We start from the raw sequence: 13,196 nt of genomic DNA, 5'->3' as shown, positions 1-13,196 counted from the left end.
AATCATCATTTGCTTAACTTTGTTGAATTACGACATCAGATATTTTTTCAAGAAGCCTTGATATAATTGGCAACTAATTACCCATTTTTGTTGCTGCAACTGAATTAACCCCATATTTTCTAATTGGTAGGCAGTTAATATATCTAAATCGATATTTTTATCTTTTGTTAAAAAGATTTTCATAGTATCTAATAATTGGGTATTTTTTTGTAATTTATTTAATAAATTTTGTAAATGCTGACGATAAATTCCTACTTCTGTGATTGCTGTTTGCAAAATTTCTTCTAAGGTTAATTTATGATAGAGCAGGTGATAAAGAGTAATATTTAGCAATGCGGGATGTCCCCCGATTAATTCCATTAATTGCTGCACTTGCTTGTTTTGTTGCCAATCAATTCCATAGCGGTTTGCTAACTCAATTACTTGCTCAGAAGTAAATTCTGATAATTTCAATGGTAGCCCAATGTTAAAAGGAGATTGATTAATTTCAATAGAAAGACAAACATCTGTTGAATAAACAATCACCAAACGCAGCTTTGTCCATACTTCATCCTGTTGCGCTTCTTCTTGCCACGAACGTAACAGAGGTAGAAATTCATTGGCTAGATCGGGATATTCAAAAATATGCTGAACTTCGTCTAATACTAATAGTAAAGGTTTTTCTAAAGGTGCAAGCAAACATTCTTTTAGATAAAGAGTGCAGCTGAGTTTACTACCTATTTCTTCGTCCCAATGTTTATCGACATTAAATTCCCTGCCTAGTTGACGAGCAATACTAGCAGCTAACCATTGCATGAATAATTGAGGTTTTCGCAAAACATCAATATCAACTTGAGCGATATTGATTTTTGCAGTTTCATACCCTAACATTCTGGTATGAGCTACAATCCGCAACATCAGAGAAGTTTTACCCATGCCTCGACAACCTTGAATGCGAATGACGCATCCCGGTTGAGTAATTTCTTGATATGCTAGTTCTTCTAATGGAGGACGAGGAATATAGAATTTAGAATCTAAAGATAAAGGAGCACAGGGATATTTTATATATTCACTAATCTTTGTTCCATCGTTGTAATCGCTTTGTTTATTGAGTGTCATTTCACTCTTAATTTTCTCTTCGTCGAGAAAGACGGAAACAATTTGAGATGGTGCAGTATTTGGTGTGATTGTTTGTTGTTCCCCCGACAATTCACTTTCTGGTAATAAATCTGCATTAGCTGAATTTGCAGATAAATCTCGATCTATCAGTTGTCTATCTTCTGACGAATATTCCCGCAGAAAATCCATATCATTGGCATCATATAGGGTGTAATCATCTTCATGCAACACTAAATCAAAAGCACTAAAGCAGATTCGCATGGTACGCGGATCTATCCTCGAATTCAAAGACCATAAACGGCTTAAACTAGAGGTAGAAATTCCAATGCGATCGCTTAATTCTACTTGGGTAAAACGTTTACTTCCTCTTTTTTGTCTCTCTTCTTCTAAAATTGCAGTTTGCAATCTCTTCAACCCAACAACAGTCAGAACTGCTCCTCTTTTTCGCAGTGATTTATTTTTGTCTGCTTTCATCTCTAAATGAGATTTTTTAGTTGTTTTCATATTAATTTTTATTAAAAGGGTTCTTTCAGACTTAAATGACGTATGTGATGTTTTAATTGCTGTAATCTAGATATCAACAGATATATACTACACCTTAACTGATGTAAGTGAGGTTTTTGAACTGCACAAACCTCAATTGATTTTTTAGTCGTGGCAAAATAAAACAGTATTAAAAAATCTTTAGAGGTATACGTAAGCAAGTAGTTAATACACGTATATAAAAATACAAATATTGTTAGTAAATGAAGTACACCTTTGCTCAATCCTTCCATTGTCAAAGCTACAGACTATACACGAGTGTTTTCAGCTAATTTGCGGGCAAGTTAGGTTAACTGATTTATCTGCGCTTGAAGTAAATAAGAAAATATGAAAGATTTAAAGGCAGTGCCAATTATTTCTTGCAATATGCTGTTCAATTAAGAGTTCGATTTGTCGAGGTTAAATAGAACGACTTGAAAAAAACAAACTATGTGAAGTAATGTAAAAACTTTGGTATTTAGTTCGTAGTAAGGACTTCAGTCTTCACTACAAACCTTTAATTATTTACACCGTTCTACTTACTGTTGAAGAAGCTGACAACGCAAATGAAAGTCATCGTGTTTTGGACATACAAGAAAGGTGCAAAAACGCCGATTATCAAAACAGAATTCAGGAGTCAGAATTCAGAACTCAGAATTGAATTGGAGTCCGACTGGTGAATGAATAAGCGGCGTTTTTGCACCCCTGCTAAATCAATGATTTAGCGGTCTGCAATTAGTGGCGGGTCAGAATCACCCACTAAATTGATTCTGACTTCTGAATAGGCAAAATCATAATGTTTTTTACTTAATTTGCTTGTTTTTGTATGAAGCTTTTAAATCCGCTTTGGGTAATCGCCATGAAAAGCATCAATAAAAAATTCGTTGCTCTTTGTTTTATCACTGCTGGCAGTCTTTTTTGGAGCATGGAGGGGCTGGTTAGCTCTGCCCAAGCTCAAAGTTTTGAACCTGTTTCTACGATCATTTCCCAATCTTCTAAACCTGTCACCTACATGACAGTACTGGACAAAAATACAATCGTCATCCAAATTACGGAGGGCGAATTTAACTTCCACGGCTATCTGGAGAGGACATCTGGCAATACATTCATTGGCGAAAACGAGCAGGTGCGCGTCATCTATGATCGAGGTACTAAGCAGGTTGTGGTGATTAACAAAAAGACGGGGACTGAGTTTTACAACTACTACTTCTCTGATACCAATGAAGGGGCGCTTTAGGTTAAAGCAATCCAATTTGTAATAATTCCTAAGATTATTTGCACTCTTGAGAAAACAACATGAAAATAAACCGTTTAATTCCGATCGTTATGAGTTCCCTAATCATCACGATCGCCCTCAATGCCCAGGCTCAAAATGCTGGAGATCCCGTTCGCGGAATTCAAGATTTAGTGAATGTTCGCGGACGAGATGGAGAAGCCATACTCCAGAAGCGGGGCTATAGGTTTCGCTGGGCTGAAAAATCTGATGATTCTACTTATAGCTTTTGGACTCAAACTAAAACAGGTCGGTGCATTAGTGTGAGGACAGAACAAGGTCGCTACGTTTCTCTGGTTGATACCGGAACTACAGCAGATTGCGATCGCGGAGATAAGAAACGTCCTCAAAATACAGGCAATTCGTCTTCCCGACCCTTGCCAGACCTAGTAGGAGCGAGGGCTGGTCAAGCAGAACGTGAAGTGCGGCAGCGGGGATATACCTATCGCCGTAACGAAAAAGTGTCAAATACTTCTGTTGCTTCCTTCTGGGTTGAAGGCAACTCAGGTAAGTGTGTAGAAATCGTTACCTCAAACGGTCGCTATCAAAACATCTTTTACGTTGATTGGCATCACTGCCATAGATAATCTAATCCCGTTCTTGTGTCTAAACCGATTGACACTGGCGAAATTCTCGATGGTAGAGTTTCCAAACAAATTCATCTAGACTCTATGCAACTAATGAAAAGCTTACGAACATTAGCCCCTACTATTGTGGGTTTATTAACTCTGACAGTCACTCATCCTGTTAACGCTCAACCAGCGATCGACACTTTAGACAACGGTAATCTGAGTGTGACTGGTATGACACCAGGAAGAGGCTGTACTGTCCTTTTTAACCCTCAAGGAGAGATCCTTCAACAAGGTCGATCCTGTAATTCAACAGAAATCCGTAAAGCCCAGACAGCGATCGATAGCTACCTGCGGGAACAGCGCACATCTGACAATCACAATAGCAGTTCGTCGCGCCAAAATCTGACCTTGATCTGCTATGGTGAGGGTCGCAAACCGACTGTCACAAATAGCTATGGATATGAATGGAACGATCGCCGCAATCGCTACGAAGCAAGTAATCGCATAGAGTCAACGACTACCAACTTCGATTCCGAAGTTCAGGTCGAAATCCGCGATACACAGGGAAAAATCCATCTCGGTGGAAGGCTCATCCCGCCGATCCATTCGGGCGGTGACAATGGATGGTGGACGCTCGAAAACCTTCAGGTCTCCCCCGATAAAATTACGGGAAAATACAGGCTAAACGGGCTAAATAAACCGCGTGTCAATATCGACCGGCGCAGCGGCAGGATCGCCATAGATGGGATTGAAAAGTTTCGGGGCGAGTGCAACTCAGGCGATTGGGGCGATAGCAGAACCCGATTCTAGTTTGCTGTATTGTTGGGTTTCGTCAAGACAAAAACAAAACCCATGTCTTCGCAGTTGAAAACTGGTTTGCTGATTAATTAGAACAATAAACAATGAATTGTTTGCGACGGAGAAACTATCACATGGAAAACTCTGCCTTGACTCTTATTCGTAGTGTTTTAGCCGCCTCGGTTATCACCACATCGCTCACATTTAGCTTCACTGCACCGTCGTTAGCTCAGGCTCATACGACAGTACGGTTTTCCGCTGGCAACGATAACACTTTTATGCGGTCTTCGATCACGGGCAACCACTACCACGACTATGTTCTGAATGCGCGGGCAGGGCAGAGGATGTCGGTTTCGTTGATTACCAAAGGATCAGCATACTTCAACATTCTCCCACCAGGCAGCACAGATCGGGCAATTTATAACAGCTCAATATCGGGTAACGACGGAAACGTTCGTTTGTCACAGAGTGGTAACTATACAGTTCGTGTGTATCTAATGGGTGGCAGTAAGGACAGAAATCGAACGGTTCCTTTTGAACTTTCAGTCGGTATCTTGTGATGGTTGCTTTTCAATACTAGAGAAAAGCTTGAAAACTGTTAGAAGCGATACGTTTATCGCATCGCTTTTAACAGTTTTCTTGATCGCTGGAAGTGCAACAGTCTAAACACCTCCAACAGCGTATTATGTGCGGGATCTTAGGCAGAAATTTTCTGCCCAATATAAGGGAACTCCAAAAAATAAATTATCCAATTTTCGGAATCACAACGACTTTTCCTCCCCCTGCTCCCCTGCCTGTTTAGCACCGCAAAAAGGAAAATTGTATGTCCCCCCTAAGAAACGAAGCCGCTGTACCGGTTGAATATCGGCTGTTTGGACTCGATCGCCGGCTCATTTGGCCGACGGTGAGCGTTTATCTTGTGGTGTTTTTATGGTCGGGAGTCATGCCAGCCATCAACGAGGCTGTTCATAACAAGGAGGTTTTAGCAGGGACAGCTTATAATGTCGGTTCCGTAAGTTTTACGCCAACCCAAGGCTGGGTGCTAACTAAGGCCCCATTCCCTGCCGGGAATTCATCAACCGCAGAGGTCTTCAAAGATGGTGTCACGTTTAGCGTCAAGAGCGGCGTCTGGAAGGGAACTGCCGAGGAACTCCTCAACCAGATCGTGAAAGACCAGAATGAATTTGTTGTCGAGGGTAAACCAGTTCCCATTACAACACTGCAAAAGGTTGCCGGAGTAGCTAAGAGAATTAATAGTCCCAACTATACTGGTCTACTGCTCGCATACGTCGATCGCAAGGGTCAGGGAGTCGAAGTGATTGTGAAGGGCCCGGCCGCTACTTCCACACAACTGGAGCAACCGATCGCTGACATGATTAAGAGCATCACATTTAAACCAAAGGAGGGTTAGTGACTAGCACGGCAAAGAGTGAGGACACAATCCGCAAGGCTGCCATTGCTCGTTCAGGCTGGAGCTATCCCGTCCGATTTTTTCAGCCGCACAACCCGGCGTGCTACCTGTATTGGTTGCTCGTGCTGAAAGGCACCTATGTTTTCAGCGGACTTTTGTTGAGCAGCGCCATCTATCCCACCGCTCTGTTCATCGCCCTCTCGTCTCAGGCATTGTATTGCCTGCCTTGGATCTGGTTTCTCACGCACAAAGATCGCTATGAACGCGAGCCAGCCAAGCTCGCGCTGCTTGGCTTCCTCTGGGGCGGACTAGTAGCGCCGTGGGTCATGGCGCTCCCTGGCAATGGTGCAATCCTATCCCTAATAGCGAAGCTGGCCAGCTTCGACTTTTATAGCCATTGGAGTCCGCCCATCACGGCACCCATCGTGGAAGAAAGCTCCAAATTCGTCGGGCTTATCATGCTCTCTTTACTAGCACGCAACCATGTCCGCAACGCCTACGACGGGTTTCTGCTTGGTGCGTTTGTGGGTCTCGGCTTTCAGGTCTTTGAAAACGTGTCTTACATTGTGGGCGCACCCGACGCAAGTTTCGGATCGCAGCAGGTTGCTGATGCGTTCCAGGTATTGGTAGGGCGCACATCTGTCGGTTTCTGGAGTCACTCGCTCTTCACGGCGGTTGCGGGTACGGGATTTGGCTACTTCCTCGAAGCGAAAAATCGCTCGTTCGGCCATCGGCTCGCGGTTTTGGTAGGTTTCTTTCTGTTGGCTTGTCTGGCTCATGGCTGTTGGGATGCCATTATTGGGTTGATCGGCTTCGGGCTCATCGGCATCGTCATTGGAACGGTTGCGATTTTGCTTGCGTGGCGGTTCTCCGAGCAGCGTCAGCGCAAGTTTGTCCGCGTCCTGCTGGCTGACGATGTTGCAAACGGAATCGTGACAGAAGCCGAACTGGATGCGATTTCTAACCGACCGAGAAATCGGCGAGCTTACCTAAAAGAGATCAAGTCCTCATCCGGGTCTGAGGCGGCAAAACGCGCTGGGTTAATACTTGATGCGGCGATCGATCTTGCAGCGGCAATTGCATCTACGGACAATCTCGATAGTCCGGCAGCCAAAGCCGCGCGTGCGGAGATTGCAAGGGTGCGCGGTGCAGCACAGTTAGGTCGATTAGAGTAGATTCCAGCGGAAATGCCGAGGCGATCGAGAGTGCCTGATACAGTAGAGCATGACTCCAAGATCGAGTTGCTCAATCACTTTACCAGAGATTATGTTCCTGTTTAATCGCTTCCTCCATTCAATAATTCGGTTTGTGCTAGTCAGTGTGATGACGATCGCAATAGTACTTGGTTGGAGTGCGATCGCCCACAGTCAACTATCCTCGTCACCCACCGCCGCTTCTAACGATCCGCACAAACCGCCTAAAGGCGTCACCCGTCTCGGTGAATATGAAATTGCCAACGTGAATTCACCACTAGACAAAAACCTTTTATTTAAGGTTGTCTCTCCCACTGTTTTTAATCGCGACGAACCGCCAGAGGGAAGTCTTCCTGTGGAAGTACGTGCTGAAGAAATTACGCAACGGCTGATGCGAGCGCTCGATAGAGCCAACAAAGCCAAACAAACTCCCATAATTTCTGTTGCCACCCTGAATAACCGCCTAATCCTCCAGCTCAATGACGATCAAACGTCCCGTTCTTTAAGGCTGGTGACAGTGACAGAGCCAGATGGTGACTACTATGGGAAAACACTGGAGGAATTGGCCCAGGAGTGGCAAAAAATATTACAAGCAGAAGTGGAACGCATCGAGCGACTCTTCTCACCTAATGTATTGTCTCAACGGGTTGGGCAGGCACTACAAATCAGCATCGGCTTGGTGTTGGGCAGTGTTGTGTTATGGTTCTTGCGGCGAACTCTAATTCGCAAACAGACGGTATTGCAAGCTCGTTATCAAGAGCATATAGCTGAGGCAAAAGAGGCTGCGGTCAAACGCTCTCAGGCAGAAACATCGGTCAATATTCAGGCAATCGACACCAGCGAATCAGAGGCACACACCATCGCCCATCAGCGATCGCAATTTCTAGAAATCATCCAGCGACAGTTCACTCTCAAGCGCCAACTGGGGATCTATTCTTTTCTTACCTTGCTACTGTTTTGGGCGTTTATTCTCGGATGGTACATCGGCATTGTGGTCATCATGTCTCGCGTCCCCTACCTGATGAGATGGTGGAGTGAAGCTTTAGCCCGTCCCCTCGCGCTGCTGATTATTTGGTTTTTCACTAGTATTGTCATTCGTATTGGCAAAAGCTTAATTGACTACATCATCGATGTCTGGACAACCCATCCCTCTCTCCCTTTGAGTGAAACTCAACGGATTACCCTGCGATCTGCAACAGTTTCCGGGGCACTAAAAGGATTAATCACCTTTGTTTTCATTACCTTCGGTATCTTGCGGACTCTAGACATTTTTAATGTACCCACTAGTTCAATTTTGGCAGGGGGTGCTGTCATCGGTATTGCAATTTCCCTTGGTTCCCAAAGTTTGATGAAAGATTTGGTCAATGGCTGCTTAATTTTGATGGAGGATCAATTTGCTGTAGGAGATGTGGTTGAGATTGGGAATAAAAGCGGACTGGTGGAAAATCTCAACCTACGCGTGACTCAACTACGCAATGGCGAAGGTAAGTTAATTACCATTCCTAATAGCAATATCACTGATGTCAACAACTTAACCCGCCTTTGGTCGCGGGTAGACTTTTCTATTGTGGTAGCCTATGAAAACGACCCGAAGCAGGTTTTAGAAATTCTCAGGCAAGTCTCCCAGCAATTGTATAGCGAAGTGGAATGGCGCGATCGCCTGCCAGAATCACCCGAAGTCCTGGGCATTGATGACCTCTCCCACACGGGTATGCTAGTGCGCGTTTGGATTAAAACGGCACCGATGGAACAATGGAATGTTGGGCGAGAGTTCCGTCTACGAGTGCGCCTAGCCTTTGAAGCAAACAATATCCAGATTGGCAGACCACAATGGATTACTTACAACACAGATAAAGAGTAAAGGCTTTAAACCCTTACCCTTTGCTCTTTCCCTAATCTACACAGGTCAATATTTGTGTGTTGAATTACTACTTACCATATCTTCACGCGGTCTTTTTCATCCAACCACATAGGATCGCCCGGTTTGATGCCAAAAGCTTTGTAAAATCCATCCTCATGCTGAAAAGGAGCAAAGCCACGATAAGAGCCTGTAGCATGGGGATCGGTTGCTGTCTCTTGGCGAAGAATTCCTTCATTGGTTTTCATAGCCCATAACTGAGACCAGGCAATAAAGCAACGCTGTTCGGGTGTGTAGCCATCGATTTTTTGATTAGCTTGGGGATTTTCTTGCAAATATTTTTGTAGCGCCTCATAAGCTAGACTGACCCCACCAGCATCAGCCAAATTTTCTCCTACGGTAAGTTTTCCGTTCAATTTCAACCCTGGAAGCACTTCAAAAGCATTAGCTTGTTTCACCAATTTATCGGTCTGGGCTACAAACTTAGCAGCATCTTCATCAGTCCACCAATTCTGGAGATTACCTTGAGAATTGTAAAGTCGCCCTTGACTGTCAAAACCGTGAGTCATTTCATGACCAATTACAGCTCCCATAGAACAAAAATTCACGGCTGCATCGCCCTTGCTATCGAAGTATGGTGGTTGTAAGAAAGCCGCAGGGATCTCAATTCCGTTTTGGCTTGGATCGTAGGCTGCATCTACGCTGATAGGCAATGTGGCTTCTGGGTCGTTGAACTCATCACGGATTACTGATTTGCCCAACAAGGCCAAATTGCGACGGGAGAGAAATTCTTTGATCCGTATCACGTTGCCAAAATAGTCATCCCGTTGAATATCAATACTGGAGTAATTAATCCATTTCTCTGGATACCCTACTTTGATAACCATACGGTCAAGTTTTTCCAGGGCTGATTTACGGGTAGGCTCACTCAGCCAGCGATTCGCTGCTAACCGCGCCCTGAACACCGATTTAATCTGTCCAATCATACCTTCTACCCGTTGTTTGGATTCGGGAGAAAAATATTCTTTGACATAGAGTTCAGATAGAGGATGACCTAATAATTCAGGAATCTGGCCGGATACAATCTCAGCACGGGGCGGAAGCTGAATTTTTCCATAGCGACTCTGAGCATAGGCAAGCGCAGGCTCGTTAAATGCAGGAGTCAGATAGTGTTTGGTTTGCAGCAATACCACCCAACGGAGATAGGTCTTGATGTCTTCTATCGGGTATTGCTTGAGTATCTGGTTTAGCTCTGCCAATGCCTGAGACTCGACAACAATGACATTTCCCTTGGTCGGTAATCCCAACTTTTGAAAATAGGTCTTGACATCGAAGTTGGATAGCAAAGACTCAAGCTCTGCAAACGACATCCTTTTGTATCTGCGGTTGGGGTCTCTTTTTTCTACAGGGCTAAGTTTTTTGCTGGCAAGGCGAGTCTCTATTTCCAGAATCTTCTTAGCTGTGGCGGCTGCTTTTTCAGGAGAATCGCCAGCGATTTTTAAGTTGTCTGTGATGAACTTTAAATAGGCACTGCGGATAGCAGCCGTGTCTTGATTCAAATATTCTGCTTGACTTAGGAGGGACAGTTGGCGATCGCCCACATAGACACTATTGATGGTTCTATTCTGGGTATCTGCTCCAATCTCAACCCTAAACATCAAGGTATCATCTCCACTGAATATGACTGACAAATCGGCGAGGGTTGCCGTTAAAGTCTGAGGAGAGTTGATAGCCTCAACACGGTCAAACATTGGCTTCAGAGGAGAAACCCCCAAAGCTTTCAGCCGCTTCTCATCCATGCCTGAGCTATAAAAGTTACCAACCTGTTGCAACGGGCTTCCTTTAGATGCCTTAGCGCTTTGAGCAGCTGCTTGTGACACTATTTTTTGCACCTGCTGGGAAACCTGCTTGGCTAAAAAGTCATTATCAGACACTCGCAGAAGGTCTGGAGTAAGTTGAACACCATCGAGCCATTTGCCTGCTGCAAATTTCTGGAAATCCTGCTTGGGGTCTACCGTGGTGTCTATTTTACTTACCGAAAAACCCAGAGGAAACTTAGTATGAGAAATTTGTTCGGCTTTGCTGCTATTGGATTGATTACTGCAAGCGGTAGTGTAGGGTATGGTGGAAATTCCCAGAATTAAAAAGATACTGCTGGTTAACCGGGGAATGGCAGAAATTTTATGATTGTTTTTCATGTTTATCAAAATAGAATTTAGGAGTCAGAATGGGCTAAACCTTAGCTATCCGCTAACAGAATGAATTGGAGTTCGACTGGCGGATATCGTAGTGTTAGCGAGTCTTTTCCCTTGGCGCTATCGAGCGTCTTGATTCAGAATTCTGAATTCTGAATCAATGCCAGTTTGTTAATTTCATTAAATCTTTGACTGGTTCTGGAACTGAGATTGAACATAGTGTTTATTTTTAGTCTTTGAAAAATTTATCTTGGTTAATTGCTTCATTTTCAGCTAGATTTGACTTTGATATTTTCACAAAATTATTAAAATTCAATAGCTATTCTCTCATAAGAGTTTGATTTCAAAAATAAATAAATACAAAATTTTTGTGTATACATGAAATCGAAAAATATCCTTAAAGTACTTTGCTTGTCGATTTACTTACTCAATGGAGTATAGTCTGTTGGAGCTATCTGAAAAAAGTCAGATGCTCGTAAGTAAGTTTCTGACCTTAACTGATGTATATGATGTTTTGAATAAAGTAATTTATCTCTTAACTGATTTAAGTGATATTTCTCTAACTGTAAGTAAATTCATGGATATTTTTTGATAAAAAAATAAAATATACAACGTATATTAAAGCTATTTTAAGAAAAATTTTAGGTTTACCTCCATAATTAAATATCAAAAAATTAGTAATAAAACCTTGTAAAACAAGAGTAAAAATATAACTTTCTGACCAGTTTAATCATGATGGTGCTTTGGGCTAATTTGCCTGTAAGTAGATTAACTGATTTATCTGCACTTGCAGTTAATAAGAAAACATGGGAAATTTAAATCTATCTAAAAATTTTAGGGATTCTGTTCTCTATCTTTGTTCCAGGATGGGTAAATTTGACGAGCAAATCCGAAAACAAGCTACAAAAGCTAGGTCAAGTTTAATTTGTCAATATTTAGGCGAACAAAAATTATGAAACTTAAAACATTACTTGTTACTACTGTTGTATCTTTAGCATCATTTGTTGCGACTTCTCCAGTGAAAGCAAATATTTCTCACGGACGAGTGCAAGGAATTAATGATGTTTCTGTAACCTCAAATTCTTCTGTTGTAAATCAGTTAAACCAGCCTTATTTCATCGCTAGAACTAATTGGGTGACACTAGCTGGAGGACGGTCAAAAAGAATTAACCTACGTACAAGACCAACTATCAATTCATCTACTAAGGGCTACGGGTTAGGTGGCGATCGCGTCCAAAACTTACAATGCGTTCAAGACAAAGATAGAGGTGGTCGTAACCGTAACTGGTGTCGAGTGAAATTCCCGAAATCGGGAGCAATTGGTTGGATTCGTAGCGACAACATTATTTTCAGCGATGGTGGCGAATAAAATTGCAGTCGTACACCATAGACACTGGACGATGACTTTGAGTGAGTCTATTGCCGTTCAAGAATCGCTTAATTTGTAGTGTGAAAAGTTTGTGAGTTTTTAGTTTTTGAAAGATTAAGGTGTTAATCAATGGAATATATTGCTTATTCATCTATGTTCGTGGCCTACGAAGAGGCAAACGGTCAGGCAAAATCTATCGACTATGAATTTCCCAAGTTTGACTTAGATTGGAAGAAATCTCTGAAATCTTCTGTTTGGTTATCGTTAGCTGGTTTTATAGTATTTTTTACAGCTATTACCCAAGTGTCAGCAGCATTAGGCGCTTATGTCAGAACTAACGGCAGTTGTCTTAACGTGCGTGTAAGCCCCTACACTAGTTCTTCAGTTGTAGACTGTATTCCCAACGGTACTAGAATTACCAGCACTGGTAGAGCCAATGGTTTTGTTCGCCTATCCAGAAATAGATATGTAGCTGCAAGATGGGTAGGTGATACGTATAACTCTCGTTCAAACAACCCAACCTCTGCTGGAGTAGGTGGACGCATCACACTCAGTTATGGTTCTAGAGGTTCTGCTGTATCACAAGTACAAAGGCGTTTAGGGATTAATCCTACAGGTTATTACGGAAATACGACTATTGGGCTAGTCCGGCAGTTTCAAGCCAACAATGGTTTGCGTGTCGATGGTATAGTCGGCCCCCAAACTCGCAGTACTTTATTGGGATCGTATAGCACTGTAGATGAAGGATACTTATAAACATAAGTAATCTAGTAGTTCGCCAAGTGAACTTGGCGGGGTAAAGGGTAAGGGGGAAGGGGGAAAGGGTTTAAATCCCTTAACCTTTCCCCTTTTCCCTTTCCCCAGTCCTCACTTAGCATTTTTGGGTTGGCAGACTACTAGGAATGAC

Annotated in this window: 10 protein-coding genes; 8 read left to right on the top strand and 2 right to left on the bottom strand. The window is 43.0% G+C overall.

Annotated features, from left to right (window positions below):
* Positions 1-27 precede the first annotated feature (27 nt).
* Entirely contained in the window at positions 28-1,602 is a 1,575-nt protein-coding gene (locus tag RRG12_RS00725) for an AAA-like domain-containing protein (RefSeq protein ID WP_420757995.1), read from the bottom strand.
* Between the two features lie 844 nt (positions 1,603-2,446).
* Here RRG12_RS00725 and RRG12_RS00720 point away from each other — a divergent pair.
* The 6 genes from RRG12_RS00720 (at position 2,447) to RRG12_RS00695 (ending at position 8,728) form a co-directional block, all read left to right on the top strand.
* A complete protein-coding gene (locus RRG12_RS00720) occupies positions 2,447-2,857 on the top strand; it encodes a hypothetical protein (RefSeq protein ID WP_420757994.1) in 411 nt (136 codons plus the stop codon).
* 59 nt (positions 2,858-2,916) lie between these two features.
* On the top strand, positions 2,917-3,480 hold the full coding sequence (locus RRG12_RS00715; protein ID WP_420757993.1) for a hypothetical protein: 564 nt from the start codon (positions 2,917-2,919) through the stop codon (positions 3,478-3,480).
* A 15-nt stretch (positions 3,481-3,495) separates the two neighbouring features.
* Positions 3,496-4,275, top strand: coding sequence for a hypothetical protein (locus RRG12_RS00710; RefSeq protein WP_420757992.1), 780 nt, complete (start codon positions 3,496-3,498; stop codon positions 4,273-4,275).
* 811 nt (positions 4,276-5,086) lie between these two features.
* Positions 5,087-5,674 (top strand): hypothetical protein, encoded by a 588-nt coding sequence (locus tag RRG12_RS00705; RefSeq protein ID WP_420757991.1) that lies wholly within the window; start codon positions 5,087-5,089, stop codon positions 5,672-5,674.
* On the top strand, positions 5,674-6,849 hold the full coding sequence (locus RRG12_RS00700) for a PrsW family intramembrane metalloprotease (protein WP_420757990.1): 1,176 nt from the start codon (positions 5,674-5,676) through the stop codon (positions 6,847-6,849). The genes RRG12_RS00705 and RRG12_RS00700 overlap by 1 nt, the downstream gene beginning before the upstream one ends.
* A gap of 49 nt (positions 6,850-6,898) precedes the next feature.
* A complete protein-coding gene (locus tag RRG12_RS00695; RefSeq protein WP_420757989.1) occupies positions 6,899-8,728 on the top strand; it encodes a mechanosensitive ion channel family protein in 1,830 nt (609 codons plus the stop codon).
* Between the two features lie 71 nt (positions 8,729-8,799).
* Here RRG12_RS00695 and RRG12_RS00690 read toward each other — a convergent pair whose 3' ends face one another.
* Complete coding sequence (locus RRG12_RS00690) at positions 8,800-10,923, bottom strand: M13 family metallopeptidase (protein ID WP_420757988.1); 2,124 nt, start codon at positions 10,921-10,923, stop codon at positions 8,800-8,802.
* Between the two features lie 949 nt (positions 10,924-11,872).
* Here RRG12_RS00690 and RRG12_RS00685 point away from each other — a divergent pair.
* Both RRG12_RS00685 and RRG12_RS00680 read left to right on the top strand, forming a co-directional pair.
* Entirely contained in the window at positions 11,873-12,289 is a 417-nt protein-coding gene (locus tag RRG12_RS00685; RefSeq protein ID WP_420757987.1) for an SH3 domain-containing protein, read from the top strand.
* A gap of 129 nt (positions 12,290-12,418) precedes the next feature.
* Positions 12,419-13,045 (top strand): peptidoglycan-binding protein, encoded by a 627-nt coding sequence (locus tag RRG12_RS00680; protein ID WP_420757986.1) that lies wholly within the window; start codon positions 12,419-12,421, stop codon positions 13,043-13,045.
* Positions 13,046-13,196: the final 151 nt, after the last annotated feature.

It is taken from the genome of Nostoc sp. CALU 546 (assembly GCF_048836525.1).
Note: the sequence above shows the minus strand (reverse complement) of the source record. Positions and strands in the feature narration are given on the sequence as shown.

Bases quoted from the DNA above. Each gene is read 5' to 3' on its own strand.
- RRG12_RS00680 (WP_420757986.1), top strand. From the start codon at position 12,419: ATGGAATATATTGCTTATTCATCTATGTTCGTGGCCTACGAAGAGGCA.
- RRG12_RS00720 (WP_420757994.1), top strand. From the start codon at position 2,447: ATGAAGCTTTTAAATCCGCTTTGGGTAATCGCCATGAAAAGCATCAAT.
- RRG12_RS00685 (WP_420757987.1), top strand. From the start codon at position 11,873: ATGAAACTTAAAACATTACTTGTTACTACTGTTGTATCTTTAGCATCA.
- RRG12_RS00705 (WP_420757991.1), top strand. From the start codon at position 5,087: ATGTCCCCCCTAAGAAACGAAGCCGCTGTACCGGTTGAATATCGGCTG.
- RRG12_RS00725 (WP_420757995.1), bottom strand. From the start codon at position 1,602: ATGAAAACAACTAAAAAATCTCATTTAGAGATGAAAGCAGACAAAAAT.
- RRG12_RS00715 (WP_420757993.1), top strand. From the start codon at position 2,917: ATGAAAATAAACCGTTTAATTCCGATCGTTATGAGTTCCCTAATCATC.
- RRG12_RS00695 (WP_420757989.1), top strand. From the start codon at position 6,899: ATGACTCCAAGATCGAGTTGCTCAATCACTTTACCAGAGATTATGTTC.
- RRG12_RS00690 (WP_420757988.1), bottom strand. From the start codon at position 10,923: ATGAAAAACAATCATAAAATTTCTGCCATTCCCCGGTTAACCAGCAGT.